The following is a 22,746-nucleotide window of genomic DNA, read 5'->3' on the forward strand; positions in this document are numbered from 1 at the left end:
CTCAGGCGACCTTGACGATCCAGCCCGCCGGCGCTTCGACGTCACCGCTCTGGATACCGGTCAGCTCGGCGTAGAGCTTCTGGGTGACCGGGCCGACCTTTTCCAGGTCGTGGAAGACGTGCAGCTTGCCGTTGTACTCGATGCCGCCGATCGGGGTGATCACCGCGGCGGTACCGCAGGCGCCGGCTTCGATGAAGCGGTCGAGCTTGCTGATCTCGACGTCGCCCTCGATCACGCTCAGGCCCAGGCGCGATTGCGCCAGCTCCATCAGCGACAGGCGGGTGATGCCTGGCAACACAGAGGCCGATTTCGGCGTGACGAACTCGTTGTTGGCGGTGATACCGAAGAAGTTGGCCGAGCCGACTTCCTCGATCTTGGTGTGGGTCAGGGGGTCCAGGTAGATGGCGTCGGCGAAATTGGCTTTCTTCGCTTCAGCGCCCGGCTGCAGGCTGGCGGCGTAGTTGCCACCGACCTTGGCCGCGCCAGTGCCCTGTGGGGCGGCACGGTCGAAGCTGGAAATCTGGAAGTTGTGCGGTTTCATGCCGCCTTTGAAGTACGAGCCCACCGGGATGGCGAAGATCGAGAAGATGAACTCAGGGGCGGTGCGCACGCCGATGTTGTCACCGGTGCCGATCACGAACGGACGCAGGTACAGGGCGCCTTTGCCATGCGGCGGTACGAAGCGTTCGTTGGCCTTGACCACTTGCTTGCAGGCCTCGACGAACACGTCGGTGGGGACTTGCGGCATCAGCAGGCGGGCGCAGCTGCGTTGCATGCGCGCGGCGTTCTGGTCAGGGCGGAACAGGTTGATCGAGCCATCTTTGCAACGGTAGGCCTTCAGGCCTTCGAAGCACTGCTGGCCATAGTGCAGGGCAGTGGAGCCTTCACTGATGTGCAGCACGTTGTCTTCGGTCAGGGTGCCCTTGTCCCACTCGCCGTTACGCCATACGGACAGGTAACGCTTGTCGGTCTTGATGTAGTCGAAACCCAGCTTGTCCCAGTTAATGCTTTCGTTACTCATGACACCCTCATTGCTCTACGCCCGAACACGGCGGGCTGCTTTTATATGCGCACCCCGCCACATTAATACATCCGGCGCGGATCGGAAACGCCCAGTCACGAATTGAGCGTGGCGGGCAGTCGCAGAGGCGTCCGGCCTGACGAGCGTGTCGGCGGGGAGGGCGCAAGGCTTCAGCGCAAGCGTCGGTTCCAGTCGCCACCGTGGTCGCGCCAGCACGCTTGCTCGCTGTCGAAGCGCACGTGCCAGGCCACATGGTCCAGCTGGATGCCGGCTTCGGCCAGGGCCTGGGCGGTCAGGGCGATCATCCGTGGCTTGTCTGCACCGGCCAGGGCCCTGGCCTTGACGGTATCGTCGGTGAACACCCAGGTGATGCGCAGGCTGGCCGGGAAGTCGTCGAGGTCCACCTGGTGGGTGAGCCAGGCGAAACCGACGATCTCGGCTTGCGCGGTCGCGCAGGCGTTGGTCAGGCAGGCGACCATTTCCCGCTCCACGCGAGCCAGCCCACGCTTGTTGCCCGTCATCAGACGTTGTCGATCTGCTGGCAGAAGCGCAGACGGTTGCCGAACGGGTCGGCGATCTGCATTTCCAGGCCCCAGTCGACCGCCTCGGCGTGAGGGCGCGCGTAACCGTATTGCTTGGCCAGCAGCTCGCGCTCCAGGGCCTTGAGGTCTTCGACCCGGGCGAACACCGCCGAGCCCGGCGTGGCATCGCCGTGGTGCTCGGAGAGATGCAGGATCAGGCCGTCGCGGCGGATTTGCATGTACAGCGGCAGGTCCGGGGCGAAACGGTGTTCCCAGTCGAGCTGGAAAGCGAGGAAGTCCAGATAGAACTCCCGGGCCTTCTCAACCGAGAAGATCCGCAGGATCGGGATGGCGGGGGCGAATTGCATGGCAGCGTCCTTGGCTTGAAAAAGGGCAGGGCGGACACTTTAACGCACTTGCCGTGGGTGCCGGGCACTTTAACTGTGCGCCAGGGCGCAGCCGCTCTGGATCGCACCTGGGCGTCCTGACCGCCGGGCCGCAAGTTTCATCTGCGTTCATCTGCTTAGTTGGCCCGCTACCTGCTATATCCAGCCAGCGAATATTGATCGAGTGGTCAGTCAGGCTCGCCTCAAGGCAGCCGGCCTTCGACCCTCCGGATGGCCTTCAGGTCACGGATTTCAGGGGTTACAGGATGTCATCGGCACAGCAGATCGAAACATCGCAGGCAGACTCGGGCTGGAGCGCCCACCTGCAGCTGCGTTTCATCCGACGTGATGGCGTGACCCGCCTTGGTGCGCGCCGCCACGTCGGACCTCTTTTGGTGCAGCGCCCGTTCTATCCCGAAGGCGCACCTTGCCATGTCTATGTCCTGCATCCTCCGGGTGGCGTCGTCGCTGGCGACAGTCTGGAGCTGGATATCCACCTCGAAACGGGTAGCCACGCACTGCTGACCATGCCCGGCGCCAGCAAGTTCTATCGCAGCATCGGCCCGACGGCCCGGCTGGCCCAGCGCTTTTACCTGGAAGCCGACAGTACGCTGGAATGGCTGCCCCAGGACAGCATCTTCTTCAATGGTGCCCGGGCCAGTCTCGACAGTCGCTTCAGCCTCGCTCACGGAGCCCGTCTGCTGGCCTGGGAAACGTTGTGCCTGGGCCGGCCGGTGATGGCCGAGCGGTTCGAGCAGGGCACCCTGGATAGCCGCCTGCGCGTGGAGCTGCCCGATGACCCAGGCCTGCACGAGCGACTGCGCATCGAGGGCGGGCGCCTGGACAAGGTCGCCGGCTACCCGCTGCTCGCCACGTTTTGCGCCGCCCCCGCCGATCAGGCCGTGCTGGACCAGGTCCGCCAGTTGCTCGACGAACTCGAGACGCCCGCCGGGGCGACCTTGCTTGGCTCGCTGCTGGTGATCCGCCTGCTCGACCGAGACAACCAACACCTGCAACACCACCTGCAGCGCCTCTGGCACCTGCTGCGCCCGGCCGTGCTCGGTCTGGCGCCGTGTCCACCGCGTATCTGGGCCACTTGAGAGAGCCACCATGGAGCTGACCCCGCGAGAGAAAGACAAACTGCTGCTGTTCACCGCCGCCTTGCTGGCAGAGCGGCGTCTGGCCCGTGGCCTGAAACTCAACTACCCGGAAGCCGTGGCCTTGATCAGCGCCACGGTGCTGGAGGGTGCCCGTGACGGTCGCACGGTGGCCGAGCTGATGAGCCTGGGCCGTGAAGTGCTGGTGCGCGAGCAGGTGATGGAGGGTGTGCCGGAGATGCTGCACGACGTCCAGGTCGAGGCGACCTTTCCCGATGGCACCAAGCTGGTGACCGTCCATGACCCCATCGTTTGAGGAGCCCGGCATGATCCCCGGAGAAGTCCAGGTCGCCGCCGGCGACATCGAGCTCAATGTCGGTCGCGCCATGTTGAGCGTCAGCGTGGCCAACCATGGCGATCGCCCGGTGCAGGTGGGCTCGCACTACCACTTCTATGAAGTCAACGACGCCCTGGTGTTCGAGCGCGAGCCGACCCGCGGCTTTCGCCTGGACATCCCCGCCGGCACCGCGGTGCGCTTCGAGCCAGGCCAGGCCCGCACCGTGCGGCTGGTGGCCTATGCCGGCAAGCGCGAGGTGTACGGTTTCCAGGGCAAGGTGATGGGCGCGCTGGAGGGCAGGGCATGAGCCGCATTTCCCGTCAGGCCTATGCCGACATGTTCGGCCCCACCGTCGGCGATCGCGTGCGCCTGGCCGACACAGCGCTGTGGGTGGCGGTGGAAAAGGATTTCACGATCTATGGCGAGGAGGTCAAGTTCGGCGGCGGCAAGGTGATCCGCGACGGCATGGGCCAGGGCCAGATGCTCGCGGCCGAGGCCATGGACCTGGTGCTGACCAATGCGCTGATCATCGACCACTGGGGCATAGTCAAGGCCGACATCGGCGTCAAGCATGGCCGGATCGCCGCCATCGGCAAGGCCGGCAACCCCGATGTGCAGCCCGGCGTGACCGTGCCGGTGGGGCCGGGGACCGAGGTGATCGCGGCAGAAGGCAAGATCGTCACCGCAGGGGGCATCGACTCGCACATCCACTTCATCTGCCCGCAGCAGGTAGAGGAGGCGCTGACCAGCGGCGTGACGACCTTCATCGGCGGCGGCACCGGTCCAGCCACTGGCACCAACGCCACCACCTGCACGCCTGGACCGTGGTACCTGGCGCGCATGCTCCAGGCCGCCGACTGCCTGCCGATCAATGTCGGGCTGCTGGGCAAGGGCAACGCTTCGCGGCCCGAGGCGCTGCGCGAGCAGATCGCCGCCGGCGCCGTGGGTCTCAAGTTGCATGAAGACTGGGGCTCGACACCCGCCGCCATCGATTGCTGCCTGGACGTGGCCGAAGAGATGGACATCCAGGTGGCGATCCATACCGACACCCTCAACGAGTCCGGCTGCATCGAGGACACCCTGGCCGCCATCGGCGACCGCACCATCCATACCTTCCATACCGAAGGGGCAGGGGGTGGCCACGCGCCGGACATCATCCGCGCCGCCGGCCAGGCCAACGTGCTGCCGTCCTCGACCAACCCGACGCTGCCGTACACGGTCAATACCGTCGACGAGCACCTGGACATGCTCATGGTCTGCCATCACCTGGATCCGAGCATCGCCGAGGACGTGGCCTTCGCCGAGTCGCGGATCCGTCGCGAGACCATCGCCGCCGAGGACATCCTCCACGACATGGGCGCCTTTGCCATGACCTCGTCCGACTCGCAGGCCATGGGCCGGGTCGGCGAGGTGGTGCTGCGCACCTGGCAGGTCGCGCACCAGATGAAGCTGCGCCGTGGCCCGTTGGCGCCGGACAGCGACTACAGCGACAACTTCAGGGTCAAGCGCTACATCGCCAAGTACACCCTCAACCCGGCGCTGACCCACGGTATCGCCCACGAGGTCGGCTCGGTGGAGGTGGGCAAGCTGGCCGACCTGGTGCTCTGGGCGCCGGCCTTCTTCGCGGTCAAGCCGGCCCTGGTGCTCAAGGGCGGCATGATCGCCACCGCGCCGATGGGTGACATCAATGGCTCGATCCCGACCCCGCAACCGGTGCACTACCGGCCGATGTTCGGCGCCCTGGGCGCGGCACGCCATGCCACGCGCATGACCTTCCTGCCCCAGGCCGCCCTCGACCGTGGCCTGCCCGAGACGTTGCGCCTGCAAAGCCTGATCGGCGTCGCCCATGGCTGCCGTCGGGTGCGCAAGGCCGACATGGTCCACAACACCCTGCAGCCGCTGATCGAAGTCGACGCGCAGACCTACCAGGTACGTGCCGACGGCGAACTGCTGGTCTGCCAGCCGGCCCACGAGCTGCCGCTGGCCCAGCGTTATTTCCTGTTCTGAAGGAGTGAACATGATAGTCCTCACCCGTCGGCTCGCCGCAGCCGCAGCGATCACCGGCACCGTGACCCTCAGCGTCGACAGCCGCATCAAGAGCCGCCTGCGCGTCACCCTCGACGATGGCCGCGATGCCGGGCTGATGCTCGAGCGTGGGCACCTTCTACGCGGCGGCGAGCTGCTGAGCGATGCCGAGGGTCAGCACGTGATCCAGGTGCTGGCCGCGCCCGAGGTCGTCTCGACCGTGCGCTGCGGCGACCCGCACCTGCTGGCCCGCGCCGCCTACCACCTGGGCAACCGCCATGTGCCGTTGCAGATCGAGCCGCAGCTGTTGCGCTACCAGCATGACCACGTACTCGACGACATGGTGCGCGGCCTGGGCCTGGAGGTCGCCGCCGAGCAAGCGCCGTTCGAGCCCGAAGCGGGCGCCTACCAGAGCGCGTCACACAGCCACGGTCATGGCCACGACCATCCGTTCGTGCGCTTGCCAGCCCATTTCTGAACCTGTCCTGGAGTCCATGATGAAAAAGATGTTCGCCCTGGTATTGCTGATGGTGGCCCTGCCGGCCTTCGCCCACCCCGGCCACGACACCAACCCCTTGCAGGATGGTCTGCTGCACCCGCTGACTGGCCTCGACCACTTGCTGATGCTGCTGGGCACCGGCGTGCTGGCCGCCCTGACCGGTCGCAACCTCACCTTGCCGCTGGCAACCCTGGCGGCCATGTTCGGCGGCGCCGTGTGTGGTCACCTCTTCGGTGACGTGGTCGGCATGGAGCAGATGATCCTGGGTTCGCTGCTGGTGGCTGGCGCGGCGATGCTGTTGCCGAGCCGGCAGCTGCTGTTGTCGCTGATCATGCCGGTGTTCGCGCTGTTCCATGGCTGGGCCCACGGCGTCGAGGCCACGCCCAGCGCGTTCTGGCTGTTCAGCGCGGGCTTCGTCGCCGTCAGTGGGTTGCTGCTGGCTGTGGGCTTCGGCGTCGGCTGCCTGCTGCGCCGCCATGCCGGTTTGCAGAAAGCCTTCGGCGGTGGCCTGCTGGCCGGCGCCGCGATGGTGCTGGCCGGCTGATGCACAGCGACCTGGCGCTGCTGCGTCTGTTGCAGCTGGCCAGTCCCGGCTTGCCCGTCGGTGGCTTTACCTATTCGCAGGGCCTGGAATGGGCGGTCGAAGCGGGCTGGGTGAACGATGCCGGCGGTTTCGCCGCCTGGCAGCGCGAGCAGATGCACGACACCCTCGGTCACCTCGACTGGCCGGTGCTGGCACGCCTTTATCAGGCCTGCCTGGCAGACGATGCCGCAACCTTTGCACGTTGGAGCCGGTTCCTGCTGGCCAATCGCGAAACCGCCGAACTGCGCCTTGAAGAGCAGCAGCGCGGCAGCGCCCTGGCGCGCCTGCTCGATGGCTGGCAACTGGGCCAGGCGCCGGCCTGGCGTGTCAGCCTCGAACTCACTCAGCTGGGCGGCATGGCCTGGCTCGGCGCGCACTGGTCGATTCCGTTGCGTCAGCTTGCCCTGGGCCATGCGTTCGCCTGGCTGGAGGGCGCGGTGATGGCCGGCGTGAAGCTGGTGCCGTTCGGTCAGCAGGCGGCCCAGACGCTGCTGCGCGACCTGGGCGAGGACCTGCCGGCGCTGCTCGACCAGGCCCTGGCGCTGGACGATGACCAGCTCGGCGGCGGCTTGCCATTACTGGCGATTGCTTCATCACGTCACGAAACCCAATACACCCGTTTGTTCCGCTCATGAGGACTGCCACGATGCAAAACTATCAGCAACCCTTGCGTGTCGGGGTCGGTGGACCGGTCGGCTCCGGCAAGACCGCGCTGCTCGAAGCCCTGTGCAAGGCGATGCGCGATCATTACCAGATCGCCGTGGTGACCAACGACATCTATACCAAGGAAGACCAGCGCATCCTTACCGAGGCCGGGGCCCTGGAGCCCGAGCGCATCGTCGGCGTCGAGACCGGTGGCTGCCCGCATACCGCGATCCGCGAGGACGCGTCGATGAACCTGGCCGCGGTCGAGGGGCTGGCACGCCGATTCGGCAACCTCGAAGTGATCTTCGTCGAAAGCGGCGGCGATAACCTCAGTGCCACCTTCAGCCCGGAACTGGCCGACCTGACCATCTATGTAATCGATGTGGCCGAGGGTGAGAAGATCCCGCGCAAGGGCGGGCCAGGCATCACCAAGTCGGACTTCCTGGTGATCAATAAAACGGATCTGGCGCCCTATGTGGGCGCTTCGCTGGAGGTGATGGCGAGCGATACCCGGCGCATGCGCCCGGAGCGGCCATGGACGTTCAGCAATCTGAAGAAGGGCGAGGGGTTGCAGGCGGTGATCGACTTCATTGTCGAACGGGGCATGCTGAGGGTGAGAGGCTGAATGAGCGGTGGCGCGCAATCTGACACCTTGGGTCGATTTCCTACAGAGCAGGGCTGAACTTCAGGTCGGTGCCTAGGGTGTGGGCTACAGCTGGCGGCCAGGTTCGGCAGTATGGTTTGCCGGGCTGCTGCCGGTTGGGTCGAGACCTCGCCGCGCCGCAGGTAAAGACAGAAATCTTGCTCAAGGAATTCCTCATGAAAATGATTGCACTCATCGCGCTATTGGCAACCACAGGCGCGGCCCAGGCTGGACACCACCAAGCTCCCGATGATTTTTCTGCTCATGGTCGTGTCGCTGAATCGTCATTCACTGGCCCATGGACCGCTGTCGGTGCAGGCGAGCCGGCACTGGTTGCCGTCTCCACCTACCTGCTGAGACTACAATGTCCCGAGGGTACGAAAAAGATCGGTGACGACTGCGTTCCCGCCAACATCGATTTCGAGTAACTGCGCCCAGACCCTATGCCTGCTCTCTTGTTGACGTAGCGCTTCAGTAGCGGGCTTCTCTCATCCTCCAGCAGCAGGATTTACAGGATCTTCCAGATCAGCCGCCTTCCTGGGTGGCGGTTGGCAAGACTGAATGCACTCAGTCGCCAGGTAAATCCTTGCCTCCTCATCCCGCCGCCAGGCACAGCGTCGAGCTGACCGGAAAATTCCTTGCCCTGCCAATGGCGGCCCGTCCATTTCATGGCGGGGCGCGGCTGCCGTCCCATCAGCAGGACCAACGAAGGCCGGCATTCCCTTGTCGAAGCTGAATCCCTGTCCCGGCAAATGCTTATCCGCACTCGGCGTGCCGCCAGCTGGCCAAGAGAGTGTTTCCGGGTAATGCAGGTGGCCTTTTAGCGAAGCCAATGATCCGCTTGATCGGTAAATTCTGCTGGGTTGATGCGAAAGAATGGCAATTTGCCTTCATCAGCCCAAGCCAGATCATCCAATCAAGGAAATCAATATGAAAAGGATCGCATGCATCGCAGTGTTGGCAACAAGCCTGGTGCAGGTTGCCTATGGCAATGAACCGGCGGCTCCGCCCTTCATCGACTCAGGCACCAACTCGCCGTTCGCCTCGTCGCAGGGCATGAGCGGCGATGACATCCAGTTGGCTGGGGTTGGGCACTATGGGGGCGTTGCGCCGTTCGACTGTCCGCCCGGGACGTACCCTACCTCAATCGGGCATTGCCAGCCGGCTTTTGATTTCGACTGACGGTTGCGGATCTGCCGGCAGATCCAGGTTGCCTATCGAGCAGTGGTGCCAGTCGATGCCTGAGTTGATGCAGGGGAAAGTTGCTGTCGGAAGCGTGGCGTAGAGGCGTGCGGGCTCAGCATTGTTCTCACTGGGCGGGAGTGAATTTCATGGCGAGTCCTAAGACATCGCCTAACGATCATCGACTTGGGTTACAGATAAAGTCTCTCGTACTGACGGACGGCACCGTAAGGCAATTCGCCAACCGCAGTCGAAGCATAATCAGTCTCGCAAGGAAACCGATATGAAAAAATTCGCGCTCATCGCCCTGTTGGCCACCGCAGGCCTGGTCCAGATCGCTCATGCCGCAGTCCCCCCGTCACTGCAATGCGCGCCTGACACATATCCAACGTCTGCGGGGCTTTGTCAGCCAGCGTGGGATTTCGATTGATCGCTGATGGCCGCATCCGCTAGCGCCCTTGTGCACGTCGCCGTAGGTGGGTATCCCCATGTACGGCGACGTTTGCCTTGGCTGATCCTCATGAAAATATGCTCAAGCCTTAGGTAAATCCTCGATCTTGCAACCCTGCGCATGCTTCGGCGCCGAGGTAAAGTGACAGCACAATCCCACGGCGCTGCAACCTGCGCCCAAGAGGTGCCTGTGGCTTCCTACACCTTGCGTCAACTCAAGTACTTCGTCACCACCGTGGAGGCCGGCAGTGTCGCCGAGGCGTCCCGCCAGCTGTACATCGCCCAGCCGTCGATCTCCACCGCGATCAAGAGCCTGGAAGAAAGCTTCGGCGTGCAACTGTTCATCCGCCATCACGCCCAGGGCGTGTCGCTGACGCCCAGCGGCAAGCGCTTCTACGCCAAGACCCGGGCTTTGCTGCAGATGGCCCACGAGTTCGAACAGAATGCCCTGGCCGACAATGACACCGTGGCCGGGCAGATCGATATCGGCTGCTTCGAGACGGTGGCACCCTTGTACCTGCCGCGGTTGATCGCTGGTTTTCGTGAGCGTTACCCCGGGGTGGACATCCGCCTGCGCGACGGTGAACAGCAAGACCTGATCCAGGGGCTCACCGCCGGCACCTTCGATCTTGCGTTCCTGTACGACCACGACCTGGATGGCACCATCGAGACCGAGCCGCTGATGCCGGCGCAGAAGCCTTACGTGCTGCTGCCCGAGAAGCACCGTTTCGCGGGTCAAGCCCAGGTGTCGCTGCGCGACCTGTGTCCGGAGCCGATGATCCTCCTCGACGTGGCACCCAGTCGCACCTACTTCGTCAGCCTGTTCAACGAACTGGGGCTGACACCCAACATCGTTTTCAGCTCACCGTCCATCGAAATGGTCCGGGGCATGGTGGGGCAGGGCTTTGGCTTCTCGCTGCTGGTCACCCGCCCGCATTCGGCGTTCACCTATGACGGTCAGCGCCTGGTAACCCTCGACATTGTCGAGCCGGTGGCCTTGTCGGGGCTGGCGGCCGCGCACCTCAAACGTGTGCAGTTGACCAAGCCAGCGCAGTTGTTCGTCGAGTTTTGCCGGGAGCAGCTGGCGCGCTTCTGACCGCCGGCTGCAGGAGGTGGCCGGCGCGGTCGCGGGCCGACCACCCGTCGCCTCGAACCAGTTTAACGTCGAACCATCCAGGTACCGCCGGGTTCTTCCACTAAGGTGCTAGAGGATCTTGCGCGTTGTCATTGCCTTGGCGAATGGACCGTCGCCGGGACATGGGCAATATCAATTGGCATCACGCCCTGGCAGGGCGTAATCACACAACAGGCCATCCAATACAGAGAGGGTCGTACCATGTCGTTGATAGGCGTTTCGATGCTTGAAATGCGGCAGATGATCGAACAGGCCTGCCTGCCTGACCGCTGCGAGGTTAGCTGCACGGATGGCGAAAACCTCACCATTCGCCTGGGCCAGGGTCAGAGTCTGGAAAGCTGCGTCACCGTTACCGGTGTGCCAGTCGCCAGCCTCAATAGCTGCCACGATTTACTGGGGCTGGTGACGCGCATCAAGGCGCAGCGCCGCACCCCATCACCCACGTTCAAGGCCATTGCCTGAGCGGTCGACGCCCGGTCGGTCGCGACCGGGCGCGCATGTATGCCGCCGTTGTTGTCCGCGAATTCGCGCAGGTCTTGTCACTGCAGCTCCAGCAGCAGGTTGATCCCGCCGTCACCGCATCTGACGTGGTCGCGCACCACGCCTCGGTAACTGCGCCCCTCCCAGACGAACGCGACGCTATGGGCCCGCTCCACCTTACCGGGCAGCGGCGGCTCGATATGCAGGCGCAAGGCGGGGCGGCCCTGCAGGTTCAGCGCCGCCAGCTGAACCTGGCATTCAGCGCGTTGCGCTACCGGGCCGAACAGGGTGTCACGAATGAAGTCCAGCTCGATGCGGGCGCAAGGCGCGCGGCAGGACATCTTCATGGAAGGCTCCTGGCGAAAGTGCCGACTATCTCTCGTTGGAAGCCTAGAGCGAGAAAGCGTTCAAATTATTTCAGCGAGATGCCGCGCAGACATTCACGTCACGGTCTTTGCGGCACGACCGAACTGCCAAAACTGTTGCCCATGCGCGTCGAGGTCGCCGCCGGTGTCGCCAGGCCCATCTGGCTCGGTGCCTTGCGCTGCAGTTGCTGCACCGGGTCGAGCCGCTCGCGCAGGCCTTTGGCGGCCCTCGGGTCGCTGCCTTGCAACTGTTGCGTCAGGCAGTCGTAAGCCAGCGCCCGCGACTGACCGACTTGCACATCGATGCAGCCTTGGTCGGTCCTGGCCTGCTCGGCAAGCACCGGCTGTGCGCAGGTCAGTAGCAGGGGAAAGATGGCCAATGACAATCGGCCCATGGCTGGCGCTCCTCGAAATGGATCCTGGGCAGAGTCTAGCCCCGCCCGGCCCGTGCCGGGGTGAAGCTTTGGTTGCCGTTGACTGTCACCACCGCGTCATACATTGGCCCCAGGATGACGTTTCCCCGGCGACGGCAGCCAGCAAGGAGGCCTGCTAATCCGTGCGTGCATTGCTTGTGGCCGGCTTGCTGATGCTGGCGTGGCTGGCGGCGGCGCCGCCTTCGCGTGCCCAACCGTTGCTGACCCTGGATATCCCGGCGCAAGCCCTCGACCAGGCGCTGGACAGCTTCGGTCGGCAAAGCGGCCTGGCGGTACTGGTGGACCAGGCGTTGCTGGCCGGCCAGCGCTCCAGCGCGGTGCAAGGACGCTACACCGCGCGTGAAGGCCTGCAACGATTGTTGCAGGGCACCGGATTGCAGGCGCGTTACAGCGGCAGTGGTGGCTTCACCCTGCAGCCGTTGCGTCTGGCCGCCACGATGCGACGAAACCAGGCTGACGGCGTGCCTGCCGGCGGCTATGCGCAGGTTCTGCAGCAGGCGGTCGAGCGCGCGCTGTGTGCTTCGGCCTTGACCCGTCCGGGTAGCTACCGGGCAGCCTTGCAGGTCTGGATCGACGCCCGTGGCCAGATCGTGCAGAGCCGGCTGTTGGCGTCGACCGGCGTTTACGCCCGCGATGCCACGATCATCGAACGCTTGCATGCGGTGCGTCTCGACGGCGCACCGCCGACATCCCTGGCGCAGCCGATCACCTTGCTGCTACGCCCGGTACCTATGGATTGCCCACTTTCGCAAGGAGCCGCGGCGGCATGAACAAACCTCGGGACAGTGCGCTGGTCAAGCTGTTTCTGACGTCCTACGACGCGTTCAGGGTGCGCCTGAAACGCAGGCTCGGCTCGGATGACCTGGCCAACGACGTGCTGCAGGAAACCTACCTGCGGGTCGACCGCATGGAGGCGGTGCAGGACCTGCACAAGCCCGGTGCCTATCTGTACCGCATGGCCCTGAACGTCGCCGCCGATCGTCGCGAGGCCGACGCTCGCCTGTTGACCGGTGGCGAGATCGAGGCGTTGCTGCAGGTGGCTGAAGACCAGGACCCGGCTCGCATCGTCGGCGGCCAGCGCGAGATCCAGAGCCTGCTGGGCGCGCTCTACGAACTGCCGGCACGGCGCCGACGGATCTTCATCGCCGCACGCCTTGAAGAGGCCTCGCATCAGGAAATCTCCCAGCGCTTCGGTATTTCCACACGCACGGTGGAGAAGGAGCTCAAGGCGGCGCTGGGGCATTGCGCGAAGCGCCTGGACAGAAAAGTGTTTCAGCGGTTCGGTCCGGGCGCGGGAAAACCGTCTTGATCAATAGTCGACTTTTTCATGTGAGTGCCATGCCCCAGATTTCGCCCGATCCCGACTTGCAGCGCCAGGCCCAGGACTGGCTCGTGCGGCTGACTTCCGGTCAGGCCACCCACGCCGACGCGCGGGCCTTGCAGCAATGGTGCGCGCGTAGCCCTGCCCACGCCGAGGCGTTCGCCCAGGCTCGTCAGCTCTGGCATCTGCTGGGGCCAGCGGCGCGCCAGGCTCGCCAAGTGGTGCCTATGCCGATGCTGGGCCGGCGAGCCCTGCTCGGCGGCGCCGTGGCGGCTTCGGCCGCGCTGCTGGTCTGGCGCGGCGGCCTGCTGGCGGAGAGTGCCGCACCCCCGATGGTCTTCGTCACCGAGGTGGGCGAGCAGCGCCGCATCGAGCTGGCGCCGGGCATTGATCTGGAGCTGAACGCGCGTACCCAGGTCAGCCGGGAACAGCAGGGCATCGCCCTGCTGGGGGGCGAGATCGAGGTCCAGGCCCGCCAGGCGGTACAGGTACGTGCGGGGCAAGGACTGATCAGTGCCGAACGGGCGCGATTCAATGTGCGTGAAGATGACGATGGTGTGTGTGTCACCTGTCTGAGCGGTGAACTGCGCATTGCCGCCCTGGGGCAGGTCGAGACCCTGCCTGCTGGGCGCCAGCTGCGTTATGGCGCACGACAGATCGGTGTCTCGGTGGCGTTCGACGCCGGGCAGGTGATGGCCTGGCGTGAGCGCATGCTGGTGTTTCGCGATACCCCGCTGGCCCAGGTGATCGACGAAATCAACCGCTACCGGCCTGGGCGAATGGTCCTGCTCAACCCCACGCTGGGACGTCGTCGGGTCCAGGCCCGGTTCAGTTTCGAGCAATTGACCCAGGCTGCCGAACTGATCCGTACCGCCTATGGTGCCCGTTGTCTGGAGCTGCCGGGCGGCGTGGTGCTGGTCAGTTGAACGGCCCCAGCACCTGGCGATAGTGTTCTTCGCCTTGGCGGCCGCGCCTGTCCAGCCGGATCTCGAGGCCTGCGGGGTCGTCCCGGGCCTCGCTCCGTGCTACCTGCCAGCCTCCCTTGGGCTGCCAACTGCGCAAGCTGAAGGCCGTCACGTTGTCCAGTACGGCCACGCCCGCCTTGGGAGCTGGCAACGGATAGCGCTCGCGCAATGGCGCGGCGGCGCGATACAGGGTGCCTGCGCGCACATACCAGCGGATCCGCTGCAGGCCGCTGCCGGGCACTGCCCCGGTACGTACCAGCTCCAGGCGGTCGGCACGGGCGCGTACCGCCGGCAACAGGGGCTTGCCTGGTGGCTCGCGACCGGGCAGGGGCGGCTCCACCAGTTCCACGGTGGCGCGCAGGGCCAGGTCTCGCTCCAGCTGCTGGAGCACCCGCAGTACTGCCTGGTGGTCGTCGCCGGCCTGCCGCACATGGAGGTCGGCGCGACTGACGCTGTCCAGCCCTCGCCAAGCGATCAGACTGACCACCGCCATCAGCAGGATCGCGATCATCACTTCGATCAGGGTGAAGCCGCGCTGCCGGTTCATGGTTGGCTCACTCGGATATTCCCGGCGGCATCACGGGTCAGTTGCACCAGCAGCGTGCCGCTGCGCAGATGCACGGTCAGTGGGCTGCCGACCCATTCACCGTCCAGCCATACCGGCCCGCGTGGCTCGACCCGCACCTTGACGGTGTCGGCTTGCCAGCGTCGGCGCTTGAGCGGCCCTTCGACGACGAGCCGGCCATCGGCGCGCACGAAGTTGTAGCCGTCGCGATCGATTTGCCAACGCAACGGCTGGCCATCGGCCTGGACCTCGCTCTGCGCCAGCTCCAGCAGGTGCGCCAGGCGCTCGCCATCGGCACGCAGGTGCTTGCCCGGGTCGGGGCGGATGTTCAGGCTGATGGCGGCGCTGGCGATGCCGACGATCACCAGCACCACCATCAGTTCGATCAGGGTGAAACCGCGTTGTCCGTCCACAGGGCCGCTCCTTGTCCTGACTGGCAGCTTGCCCGACGAAGATGATCGTGGTGTGAAACAAAACCGTGAGAATTGCCCGGTATGTTGGGTGACAGGCACACAAGGAGCCCGTGACCATGCCCATCGCCCGTCCCAACCTCTCTTCAGGCCTGCTGTCGCAGGCGCTGGGTGCGTTGCTTGCCGTCGCCGGGCTGGCGACCTGGGCCACCGTGCTGCAGCAGCAGGCGCCGGTGGAGACCGCTGCGCAGCCGAGCGTGGCCCAGGCGGCGGAAGAAACGCCGGCAGGTCGCTGGTTCGCGAACATCCCGCTGCAGGTGGACATCAAGGTCAGCGGGGTGATGGCCGGCAGCCAGGGCGCGGTGGCCATCGTCAGCCTCGACGGTGGCCCGGCCCGGGCAGTGCGCGATGGTGAGGAACTGGCCCGTGGCGTGCGCCTGGTCGCCATCGAGGCCGGTGGGCTGTTGATCGAACGCGGCGGCCAGCGCAGCCGCGTGGAGGTGCCGGTGCTGGCGCAGGCACCGTTCTGGGGCGAGGCGGTTCAGCCTTCGGCGAACTGACGCAGGCGTTCGCCGTCGAGGCGGTAGCGAATCCATTCGTCCTGCGGCTCGGCGCCCAGCGAGCGGTAGAAACCGATGGCCGGCTCGTTCCAGTCCAGCACGCTCCATTCCAGACGTCCGCAACCATTCTCCAGGGCTTCCCGGGCAATGTGGCGCAGCAGCTTGCGTCCGGCGCCGTCGCCGCGTTGTTGCGGGGTCACGTACAGGTCTTCGAGGTAGATGCCGTTGCGCCCCAGCCAGGTGGAGTAGCTGTAGAAGTACACGGCGAAACCGATGGCCTGGCCGTCGCGCTCGCAGATCAGGCTGCTGACCGTGCTGCCTTCGTCGAACAGGCTGTGCTCGATATCGGCGAGAGTGGCCACCACTTCATGGCGGGCGCGCTCGTAGTCGGCCAGTTCGGTGATGAAGGCGAGGATCTGTGCTGCGTCGCTGCGCATTGCCGGGCGGATGATCACGCTCATGGAAGCTTCCTTGTTGTTGGGCTGATGGCGATGGTAGCGGCAACGGCTTGGCTTGCCGAGATGTAAAGGATGCTTGACACTCGAATGGGGCGCGGCTAATGTCAAGCAACCTTTACATAGAGATCCTCATCATGCTGCGCAAGCGTTATCGCAACCTGTTCATTGCATCGATGCTCGTCTATTGCGTCTGCGTGCTGCTCAGCAGCCACTTCCTCCAGGCGATGCCCACGGGCGTGCTCAAGGTGGCTCTGGCGCTGGTGCCAGTGCCGGCGTTGCTGGTCATGGCCTGGGCCTCGATCGGCCAACTGCGCCAGCTGGACGAGATGATGCGGCGCATTCAACTCGAGGCGCTGGGCCTGGCGTTCGTCATCACCGCGCTGCTGACGTTCAGCTATGGCTTCCTGGAGACGGCGGGTTTCCCGCGTCTGTCGATGTTCATGGTCTGGCCGTTGATGGGGGCGCTATGGATGTTGGGGACCTGGGTGGGTGTGAGGCGCTACCGGTGAACAACTGCATGCGCGCCCTGCGCGCGGAGCTGGGCTGGTCGCAGGCCGAACTGGCCGAGCGCCTGGGGGTGTCGCGGCAGACGGTCAACGCCATCGAGACAGGGCGCTACGATCCGAGCCTGCCGTTGGCGTTCACCATCGCCCGGGTGTTCGAGCGGTCGATCGAAGCGATCTTCGATCCAGACGAACCGGTTCAGTAGAGTGTATCTGCACAATTTAAATCAACTGTACCGGTTGGTGGCTGCAAGGCTCCGCTAGTGTGGCTGCAAGACAACCATAAATTGGAACCGCCGCCATGTTTGCCTCGCTCGACCTGCTCAGCGCTTTCGTGCTGTTTGCCTTCGTTTCGTCCATCACGCCCGGCCCGAACAACACCATGCTGCTGGCTTCCGGGGTGAATTTCGGTGTGCGGCGCAGCATTGCGCATGCCTTGGGCATCAGCGTCGGCTTCATGGTGATGGTGCTGGCCGTAGGCCTCGGGCTGGGCGAGGTATTCAAGGCCTGGCCCGCGCTGTACAGCATCTTGCGCTACGCGGGCGCGGCGTATCTGCTGTACCTGGCGTGGAAGATCGCCACCTCCGGGCCCATGTCGGGTGACACCGCCAGTCGCCGCAAACCGCTGGGCTTCTGGGGCGCCGCGGCGTTCCAGTGGGTCAATCCCAAGGCCTGGGTGATGGCAGTGGGGGCAATCACCACCTATACGCCGGCCCAGGGCTATGCCTTCAACGTCCTGGTCATCGCCTTGGTGTTCGCCCTGGTCAACCTGCCCAGCGTGGGGGTCTGGCTGTTGTTCGGCAGCGCGCTGCGCAATCTGTTGCGCAATCCGCGCGCGGTGGTGCTGTTCAATGTCCTGATGGCCGTGCTGCTGGTGATTTCGCTGTATCCGCTGCTGTTTGTAGAATCGGCATTTTCCTAGAGCCGATGAGTGCAGTCGATGGAGTTGATTCCCTGGTCCCATGAATGCGCCGAAGGCTTCACCCTGCGCGGTTGGCGCACGCCTGCCAGTGGCCGGCCCTTGTTGCATTTCCTGCACGGCAATGGCTTCTGCGGCCTGGTCTATCAGCCCATGCTCATGCGCCTGGGTGAGCATTTCGACCTGTGGCTGAGCGACGTCCAGGGCCATGGCGACAGTGACCACGGCGGTGCCTTCCGGGGTTGGAACCGCACGGCGGCGCTGGCCGTGGAGGCCTTCCAGGCGGGGCGTGGCGAATATGGCGAGGTGCCGCGGCTGGCGCTGGGGCACAGCTTCGGCGGTGTGCTGACCGGCCTGATCCTGGCGGCCGAACCAGGGTTGTTCGGCCGCGCTGTGCTGCTTGACCCGGTATTGTTCAGCCGGCGCATGATCGGGATGATGGGCGCCGCCGCCCTGATCGGCCTGCACCGTCGCCATGCCCTGGCGCGCAAGGCCGCGACCCGACGCAGCCACTGGCCCGATCGCGAGGCGGCGCTGGCCTCGCTGCAGGGCAGGGGCATCTTCAAAGGGTGGAGCGACACGGCGCTAAGGGCTTACGTGGAACATGCCATCGGCGATTGCGGGGAGGGCGTGGTGCTCAAGTGCAGGCCAAGCCGCGAGGTGGAAATCTTCAGCTCGTTCCCCGAGCGGATGTGGCAGCACTTGTCGAGTATTCAGACGCCGACACGGATTCTGTATGGCGAACACACGTACCCGTTCGTACCCTATTCGGTGCAGCGTCTGGCAGGTCTGAACAGCCACGTGAGCGTGCAGCAGATCGCGGGTGGCCACTGTTTCATGCAGGAAGATCCGGCTGGCGCGGCGGAGCACGTGCTGGCATTCCTGCAGCGGTGAAACGCCAGACACGTACGGGTTGATCTGCTGTCCATTTTGCGACGATTGAAGGTCAATTCGCGCGCGAACGACAGGGGCAGATTACGTACTCTGGCGCTCCACCCATCGGACGGAGCCCAGCATGAACCAGGCGGTCAGCCCAGATCCCCAGCCAACCCTCGAGCAATCCCGCGCCAGGCTTCGCCAGCGTTCGCTGCGTTTCGGCCTGGCCGCCGGGGTGGGACTGCTAGTGGCGGCCTATGGTGCCTACTGGTGGCTCGATGGCCGTTTCCTGGAGCAGACCGACGATGCCTATGTCCGCGCCGACTGGGCGCCTGTCAGTGCCCGGGTCAGTGGCTACGTCGCCGAGGTGGCAGTGGCGGACAACGCCACGGTCAAGGCCGGCGACCTGCTGGTACGCCTGGATGCCCGTGACTTTCGGGATCGCCTGCGTCAGGCCGAGGCACGCCTGACGGTGAGCGAGGCGGCGGTGCTGGTGCAGCAGATGCGTCTGCGCATGTTCGCCGCCGAGCAGGACGAGCAGGTTCAGGCCATCGCCCGCGCCGAAGCCGAGCGCGGCGGCAGCCGTGGCGAGGCGCAGCGGGCGGAGGCCGACTGGCAGCGCTACCAGCGTCTGGCCCAATGGCAGGCGGTGAGCGTGCAGCGCATGGAGCAGGCTCGCGCCACCCGGATCCAGGCCCATGCCTTGCAACGCGCCGCCGATGCCGAACTGGCCCGGCAGCGGGCCCGCAAGGCGGTGCTGGCCCAGCAGGGCCGGCAGCTGGAAGCCGAGTTGCAACAGCGCCAGGCTGACCTCGAACAGGCCCGCGCAGAGACGGACCTGGCCCGCAGCGCGCTGGCCGACACCGAGATCCGCGCGCCCTTCGACGGCGTGGTCGGCCAGCGCAAGGTGCGCCAGCAGCAGTACGTCACCCCGGGCCTGCCATTGCTGGCGGTGGTTCCGGTGGCCGAGGCGTACGTGGTGGCCAACTTCAAAGAAACCCAGCTCGCGCACATGCGCCCAGGGCAAGCGGTGACGCTGGAGGTGGATACCTTCGGCCAGCACTGGCGCGGCACCGTGGACAGCGTCTCACCTGGCTCCGGCGCGGTGTTCGCGCTGTTGCCTGCGGACAACGCCACCGGCAACTTCACCAAGATCGTCCAGCGCTTCCCGGTGCGCATCCACCTCGAGCCGACCCCGGACGAGAGCCTGCGGCTGCTGCCGGGCATGTCGGTGATCGCCACGGTGGACACCCGGCATGAGCGCTGAGCAGAAGGTCAGCGCCCGGGCCTGGGTGGCAGTGGTCGGCGGGTTGTTCGGCTGTTTCATGGCAGGCATGAACGTGCATGTCACCAGTGCCGCGCTGCCAGAGATCGAAGGCGCGCTGGGGGCGAGCTTCGAGGAGGGCTCGTGGATTTCCACGGCCTACCTGGTGGCCGAGATCAGCATGATCCCGCTCACGGCCTGGCTGGTGCAGGTGTTCTCCCTGCGCCGGGTGATGCTGATGGGTTCGGCGGTGTTCCTGGTCAGCTCGGTGAGCTGCGCGCTGGCGCCGAGCCTGGAGGCGATGATCACCTTGCGGGTGATCCAGGGTGCCTCGGGCGCGGTGCTGATCCCGCTGTCGATGCAGCTGATCATCACCGAGTTGCCGGCCAGCCGGATTCCCCTGGGCATGGCGCTGTTCAGCCTGTCCAACAGCGTGGCCCAGGCCGCCGGGCCATCGATCGGTGGCTGGCTCACCGACATGTATTCCTGGCGCTGGATCTTCCTGCTGCAGTTGCCGCCCGGGATCGCCTTGCTCGCGGCGGTGGCCTGGTCGATCAAAGGTCAGGTGGGCGATCGCAGCGCGCTGCGCCAGGCTGACTGGCTGGGGATCGTGGCCATGGCGCTGGGCCTTGGCGCCTTGCAGATCGTGCTGGAAGAGGGCGGGCGCAAGGACTGGTTCGACTCGCGCTTCATCGTCGCTTTCAGCTTCGTCGCGGTGATCGCCCTGGCGCTGTTCATCCAGCGCCAGCTGTGGGGCGCGCGGCCGTTCATCAACCTGCGTCTTCTGGCCAGCTACAACTTTGGCGTGTCCAGCCTGGCCATGGCGGTGTTCGGTGCGGCCACCTTCGGCCTGGTGTTCCTGGTGCCCAACTACCTGTCGCTGGTGCAGGGCTACAGCGCCAGCGAAATCGGCAAGAGCCTGATCGCCTACGGCCTGGTCCAGCTGCTGCTGGCGCCGCTGCTGCCACGGCTGATGCGCTGGCTCAATGCCAAGCTGCTGGTGGCCAGTGGCTTCGCCATCATGGCCTTGGGCTGTTGGCTGGGATCGCAGCTGACGGTGGACTCGGGTAGCAACGTGATCATTCCCTCGACGGTGGTGCGCGGCATTGGCCAGCCGCTGATCATGGTGGCGTTGTCGGTGCTGGCGGTGAAGGGGCTGGACAAGGCCCAGGCAGGCTCGGCCTCGGCGCTGATCTCGATGCTGCGCAACCTGGGCGGGGCGCTGGGCACGGCGTTGCTGACGCAGTTGGTGTCGCAGCGCGAGCGTTTTCATTCGGTGCGGGTCGGTGAGGGGCTGACCTTGTTCGACGGTACGCTGCAGCAGCGGCTGCCAGGCGGCATGGTCGACCCACAGTCGCCCGAGGTCATGCAGACCCTGGCGCTGATCGACCAGAGCGTGCGTCAGCAGGCGTACCTGATGGCGTACTCGGATGCCTTCTATCTGTCGTGCGTGGCCTTGCTGGGGTGTGCGCTGGCTTCACTGTTGCTGCGCAGCCGTTAGTGCTCGGGCTGGCGTTCGGCGACGGCGCGCAGCGTTCGCAGGGTGACCATCGGCGCGTCCACCACGAACTGGTTGGCCAGCCAGCCCGGTACATCGCCGGCCGGGTCGGCGCGCAACTGATAGGTGACCTCGGTCTCGCGGTCACCCAGCGGGTGCATGATCCATTCGCCGCTGAGCCGGCGTACGCGAATCAACCCGGGGTCGACCGGGACCCGGCCGGGTTCGGCGCTCAGGTGGCGCACCAGGGTGCCATCGTCCAGACGCTCGGTCTGCACTTTCAGCACCATGTCCCGTGGCTTGGCGGGCCAGGGCAGGGCAGTGGTGAGGTAGACCCAGGTGCTGTCACCGTTCACCTCCAGCAGGCGCATGTCGGCGCAGGCATACAGCCATTTGCAGGCCACGCGCAGGTTCTCCTGCAGGTCGACGAGGGTGCGCACGCTGGCCTTGATCCGGGTAACGCCACGAAATTGCTGGTAGGGGGAGCCGTCGACGCTGCTCAGGTAAACGTCGATGCCATCTTGCTGGTGGGCGAGTTGCCAGTCATCGGCCAACAGCGTGGGGGCCGGCAGCAGGAGCAGCAAGGCGATCAGGGGACGAGGCAGGCTCATGGCGTGGGGCCGGGAGGGAGGTCTGATCAGTATGGTCGGTAATGCATGTCGGCGCAGTCGGCGCTGTGGGAGGGGGAAACCCGCTCCCACAGTAGATACCTGCAGGGCCTGGCGGCACCTGCGGGGTCAAGCCGCAATCATCAGCGCTGCGGGTTGAGGGTCAGGTGCACGTGGCGGTTGACGTCCTTGTACAGCAGGTAGCTGAACGGGCCCGGGCCACCGGAGTAGCAAGCCTGCGGGCAGAAGGCGCGCAGCCACATGAAATCGCCGGCCTCGACCTCGACCCAGTCCTGGTTCAGGCGATACACCGCCTTGCCTTCCAGCACGTACAGGCCGTGTTCCATGACATGGGTCTCGGCGAAGGGGATCACGCCGCCCGGCTGGAAGGTCACGATGTTCACGTGCATGTCGTGGCGCATGTCCGCCATGTCGACGAAGCGGGTGGTGACCCAGCGGCCTTCGGTGCCCGGCATCTCGATGACGGTGGCGTTGTCGCGGTGGGTGACGAAGGACTCGGGAACTGGCAGGCCCTCGACCTTCTGGTAGTGCTTGCGCAGCCAGTGGAAGGTGACGTTGGCCTTGCTGTTGTTGCGCAGGCTCCACTCGGCGCCCGGCGCCAGGAAGGCGTAACCGCCTGGCACGAGGGTGTGGTGCTTGCCTTCGACGGTGATATCGATCTGGCCTTCGACCACGAACAGCACCGCTTCGGCGTTCGGGTCCAGCTCTGGGCGCTCGCTGCCGCCTTCGGGGGCGACTTCGACGATGTATTGGGAGAAGGTCTCGGCGAAGCCGGTCAGCGGGCGGGCGATGACCCACATGCGCATCTTGTCCCAGAACGGCAGGTGGCTGGTGACGATGTCACGCATCACGCCTTTGGGGATGACGGCATAGGCTTCGGTGAACATGGCACGGTCAGTCAGCAGCTCGGTCTGAGCCGGGTGCCCACCGTGGGGGGCGAAGTAGGAGGATTTCGACATGAACGGTCTCGACTTG

Annotated in this window: 32 protein-coding genes; 22 read left to right on the forward strand and 10 right to left on the reverse strand. The window is 65.4% G+C overall.

The features are described from left to right. Position 1: 1 nt before the first annotated feature. The 3 genes from N7422_RS06840 to N7422_RS06850 all read right to left on the reverse strand — a co-directional run bounded on the left by N7422_RS06840 (position 2) and on the right by N7422_RS06850 (position 1,910). Positions 2-1,021, reverse strand: coding sequence for a branched-chain amino acid aminotransferase (locus N7422_RS06840; RefSeq protein ID WP_279805802.1), 1,020 nt, complete (start codon positions 1,019-1,021; stop codon positions 2-4). A 170-nt stretch (positions 1,022-1,191) separates the two neighbouring features. Next, on the reverse strand, positions 1,192-1,542 hold the full coding sequence (locus N7422_RS06845; RefSeq protein ID WP_279805803.1) for a hypothetical protein: 351 nt from the start codon (positions 1,540-1,542) through the stop codon (positions 1,192-1,194). Then, a complete protein-coding gene (locus N7422_RS06850; RefSeq protein WP_279805804.1) occupies positions 1,542-1,910 on the reverse strand; it encodes a glyoxalase superfamily protein in 369 nt (122 codons plus the stop codon). The genes N7422_RS06845 and N7422_RS06850 overlap by 1 nt, the downstream gene beginning before the upstream one ends. 284 nt (positions 1,911-2,194) lie before the next feature. On the opposite strand from N7422_RS06850, the gene N7422_RS06855 reads away from it, so the two are divergent. From N7422_RS06855 to N7422_RS06910, 12 genes are all read left to right on the forward strand, one after another. Beyond that, entirely contained in the window at positions 2,195-3,028 is an 834-nt protein-coding gene (locus N7422_RS06855) for an urease accessory protein UreD (protein WP_279805805.1), read from the forward strand. A gap of 10 nt (positions 3,029-3,038) precedes the next feature. Then, the gene (locus N7422_RS06860) at positions 3,039-3,341 is read left to right on the forward strand and encodes an urease subunit gamma (protein WP_279805806.1); all 303 of its coding nucleotides are present in this window, start codon (positions 3,039-3,041) and stop codon (positions 3,339-3,341) included. Between the two features lie 10 nt (positions 3,342-3,351). Further along, complete coding sequence (locus tag N7422_RS06865) at positions 3,352-3,669, forward strand: urease subunit beta (protein ID WP_279806067.1); 318 nt, start codon at positions 3,352-3,354, stop codon at positions 3,667-3,669. After that, entirely contained in the window at positions 3,666-5,369 is a 1,704-nt protein-coding gene (gene ureC / locus N7422_RS06870) for an urease subunit alpha (protein WP_279805807.1), read from the forward strand. Before N7422_RS06865 ends, ureC begins: the two co-directional genes overlap by 4 nt. Positions 5,370-5,379: 10 nt before the next feature. After that, on the forward strand, positions 5,380-5,865 hold the full coding sequence (gene ureE, locus N7422_RS06875) for an urease accessory protein UreE (RefSeq protein WP_279805808.1): 486 nt from the start codon (positions 5,380-5,382) through the stop codon (positions 5,863-5,865). Between the two features lie 19 nt (positions 5,866-5,884). After that, the gene (locus tag N7422_RS06880; RefSeq protein WP_279805809.1) at positions 5,885-6,430 is read left to right on the forward strand and encodes a HupE/UreJ family protein; all 546 of its coding nucleotides are present in this window, start codon (positions 5,885-5,887) and stop codon (positions 6,428-6,430) included. Further along, positions 6,430-7,104 carry an urease accessory UreF family protein gene (locus tag N7422_RS06885; protein WP_279805810.1) on the forward strand — a complete coding sequence of 225 codons (675 nt, stop codon included), beginning with the start codon at positions 6,430-6,432 and terminating at the stop codon, positions 7,102-7,104. The genes N7422_RS06880 and N7422_RS06885 overlap by 1 nt, the downstream gene beginning before the upstream one ends. Positions 7,105-7,115: 11 nt before the next feature. Continuing rightward, complete coding sequence (ureG, locus tag N7422_RS06890; protein ID WP_279805811.1) at positions 7,116-7,739, forward strand: urease accessory protein UreG; 624 nt, start codon at positions 7,116-7,118, stop codon at positions 7,737-7,739. Positions 7,740-7,933: 194 nt separating this feature from the next. Further along, positions 7,934-8,185, forward strand: a complete 252-nt coding sequence (locus N7422_RS06895) for a hypothetical protein (RefSeq protein ID WP_279805812.1) — start codon at positions 7,934-7,936, stop codon at positions 8,183-8,185. 502 nt (positions 8,186-8,687) lie between these two features. Beyond that, a complete protein-coding gene (locus tag N7422_RS06900; RefSeq protein ID WP_279805813.1) occupies positions 8,688-8,939 on the forward strand; it encodes a hypothetical protein in 252 nt (83 codons plus the stop codon). 640 nt (positions 8,940-9,579) lie between these two features. After that, complete coding sequence (locus N7422_RS06905; protein ID WP_279805814.1) at positions 9,580-10,485, forward strand: LysR family transcriptional regulator; 906 nt, start codon at positions 9,580-9,582, stop codon at positions 10,483-10,485. A 240-nt stretch (positions 10,486-10,725) separates the two neighbouring features. Further along, on the forward strand, positions 10,726-10,986 hold the full coding sequence (locus N7422_RS06910) for a DUF1652 domain-containing protein (protein ID WP_279805815.1): 261 nt from the start codon (positions 10,726-10,728) through the stop codon (positions 10,984-10,986). 77 nt (positions 10,987-11,063) lie between these two features. On the opposite strand, the gene N7422_RS06915 is transcribed toward N7422_RS06910, so the two are convergent. Both N7422_RS06915 and N7422_RS06920 read right to left on the reverse strand, forming a co-directional pair. Continuing rightward, complete coding sequence (locus tag N7422_RS06915; RefSeq protein WP_279805816.1) at positions 11,064-11,351, reverse strand: hypothetical protein; 288 nt, start codon at positions 11,349-11,351, stop codon at positions 11,064-11,066. Between the two features lie 98 nt (positions 11,352-11,449). Further along, positions 11,450-11,764: a hypothetical protein gene (locus tag N7422_RS06920; RefSeq protein ID WP_279805817.1), complete on the reverse strand. Its 315-nt coding sequence runs from the start codon at positions 11,762-11,764 to the stop codon at positions 11,450-11,452. Positions 11,765-11,925: 161 nt separating this feature from the next. Here N7422_RS06920 and N7422_RS06925 point away from each other — a divergent pair, with 161 nt between their 5' ends. From N7422_RS06925 to N7422_RS06935, 3 genes are read left to right on the forward strand one after another with little or no spacing between them, the layout of a single operon-like run. Further along, positions 11,926-12,573: an STN domain-containing protein gene (locus tag N7422_RS06925; protein WP_279805818.1), complete on the forward strand. Its 648-nt coding sequence runs from the start codon at positions 11,926-11,928 to the stop codon at positions 12,571-12,573. Then, positions 12,570-13,112 (forward strand): RNA polymerase sigma factor, encoded by a 543-nt coding sequence (locus N7422_RS06930; RefSeq protein ID WP_279805819.1) that lies wholly within the window; start codon positions 12,570-12,572, stop codon positions 13,110-13,112. Before N7422_RS06925 ends, N7422_RS06930 begins: the two co-directional genes overlap by 4 nt. A gap of 29 nt (positions 13,113-13,141) precedes the next feature. Further along, on the forward strand, positions 13,142-14,050 hold the full coding sequence (locus N7422_RS06935; protein WP_279805820.1) for a DUF4880 domain-containing protein: 909 nt from the start codon (positions 13,142-13,144) through the stop codon (positions 14,048-14,050). Here the strand turns inward: N7422_RS06935 and N7422_RS06940 are convergent. Beyond that, on the reverse strand, positions 14,043-14,636 hold the full coding sequence (locus N7422_RS06940) for a prepilin-type N-terminal cleavage/methylation domain-containing protein (protein WP_279805821.1): 594 nt from the start codon (positions 14,634-14,636) through the stop codon (positions 14,043-14,045). The two genes, N7422_RS06935 and N7422_RS06940, sit on opposite strands and share 8 nt — an antisense overlap. Then, the gene (locus tag N7422_RS06945) at positions 14,633-15,067 is read right to left on the reverse strand and encodes a prepilin-type N-terminal cleavage/methylation domain-containing protein (RefSeq protein ID WP_279805822.1); all 435 of its coding nucleotides are present in this window, start codon (positions 15,065-15,067) and stop codon (positions 14,633-14,635) included. Before N7422_RS06945 ends, N7422_RS06940 begins: the two co-directional genes overlap by 4 nt. A 116-nt stretch (positions 15,068-15,183) precedes the next feature. Here N7422_RS06945 and N7422_RS06950 point away from each other — a divergent pair, with 116 nt between their 5' ends. Then, complete coding sequence (locus N7422_RS06950; protein ID WP_279805823.1) at positions 15,184-15,624, forward strand: general secretion pathway protein GspC; 441 nt, start codon at positions 15,184-15,186, stop codon at positions 15,622-15,624. Here N7422_RS06950 and N7422_RS06955 read toward each other — a convergent pair. Then, the gene (locus N7422_RS06955; RefSeq protein ID WP_279805824.1) at positions 15,606-16,085 is read right to left on the reverse strand and encodes a GNAT family N-acetyltransferase; all 480 of its coding nucleotides are present in this window, start codon (positions 16,083-16,085) and stop codon (positions 15,606-15,608) included. The genes N7422_RS06950 and N7422_RS06955 overlap by 19 nt on opposite strands. Positions 16,086-16,216: 131 nt before the next feature. Between N7422_RS06955 and N7422_RS06960 the strand changes: the two genes are divergently transcribed. The 6 genes from N7422_RS06960 (at position 16,217) to N7422_RS06985 (ending at position 21,145) form a co-directional block, all read left to right on the forward strand. Next, positions 16,217-16,591, forward strand: a complete 375-nt coding sequence (locus N7422_RS06960; protein WP_279806068.1) for a hypothetical protein — start codon at positions 16,217-16,219, stop codon at positions 16,589-16,591. Continuing rightward, complete coding sequence (locus N7422_RS06965) at positions 16,588-16,791, forward strand: helix-turn-helix transcriptional regulator (RefSeq protein WP_279805825.1); 204 nt, start codon at positions 16,588-16,590, stop codon at positions 16,789-16,791. The genes N7422_RS06960 and N7422_RS06965 overlap by 4 nt, the downstream gene beginning before the upstream one ends. A gap of 95 nt (positions 16,792-16,886) precedes the next feature. Further along, positions 16,887-17,507 carry a LysE family translocator gene (locus N7422_RS06970; RefSeq protein WP_279805826.1) on the forward strand — a complete coding sequence of 207 codons (621 nt, stop codon included), beginning with the start codon at positions 16,887-16,889 and terminating at the stop codon, positions 17,505-17,507. Between the two features lie 18 nt (positions 17,508-17,525). After that, on the forward strand, positions 17,526-18,398 hold the full coding sequence (locus tag N7422_RS06975) for an alpha/beta hydrolase (protein WP_279805827.1): 873 nt from the start codon (positions 17,526-17,528) through the stop codon (positions 18,396-18,398). 121 nt (positions 18,399-18,519) lie between these two features. Beyond that, complete coding sequence (locus tag N7422_RS06980; RefSeq protein ID WP_279805828.1) at positions 18,520-19,647, forward strand: HlyD family secretion protein; 1,128 nt, start codon at positions 18,520-18,522, stop codon at positions 19,645-19,647. Then, positions 19,637-21,145, forward strand: a complete 1,509-nt coding sequence (locus N7422_RS06985; protein WP_279805829.1) for an MDR family MFS transporter — start codon at positions 19,637-19,639, stop codon at positions 21,143-21,145. The genes N7422_RS06980 and N7422_RS06985 overlap by 11 nt, the downstream gene beginning before the upstream one ends. Here N7422_RS06985 and N7422_RS06990 read toward each other — a convergent pair. Together N7422_RS06990 and N7422_RS06995 are read right to left on the reverse strand one after the other, a co-directional pair. Then, a complete protein-coding gene (locus tag N7422_RS06990; RefSeq protein ID WP_279805831.1) occupies positions 21,142-21,753 on the reverse strand; it encodes an START domain-containing protein in 612 nt (203 codons plus the stop codon). The genes N7422_RS06985 and N7422_RS06990 overlap by 4 nt on opposite strands. Before the next feature lie 140 nt (positions 21,754-21,893). Next, positions 21,894-22,730, reverse strand: a complete 837-nt coding sequence (locus N7422_RS06995) for a bifunctional allantoicase/(S)-ureidoglycine aminohydrolase (protein ID WP_279805832.1) — start codon at positions 22,728-22,730, stop codon at positions 21,894-21,896. Positions 22,731-22,746 lie beyond the last annotated feature (16 nt).

This window comes from Pseudomonas sp. GD04091 (assembly GCF_029836165.1).
GTDB lineage: Bacteria > Pseudomonadota > Gammaproteobacteria > Pseudomonadales > Pseudomonadaceae > Aquipseudomonas.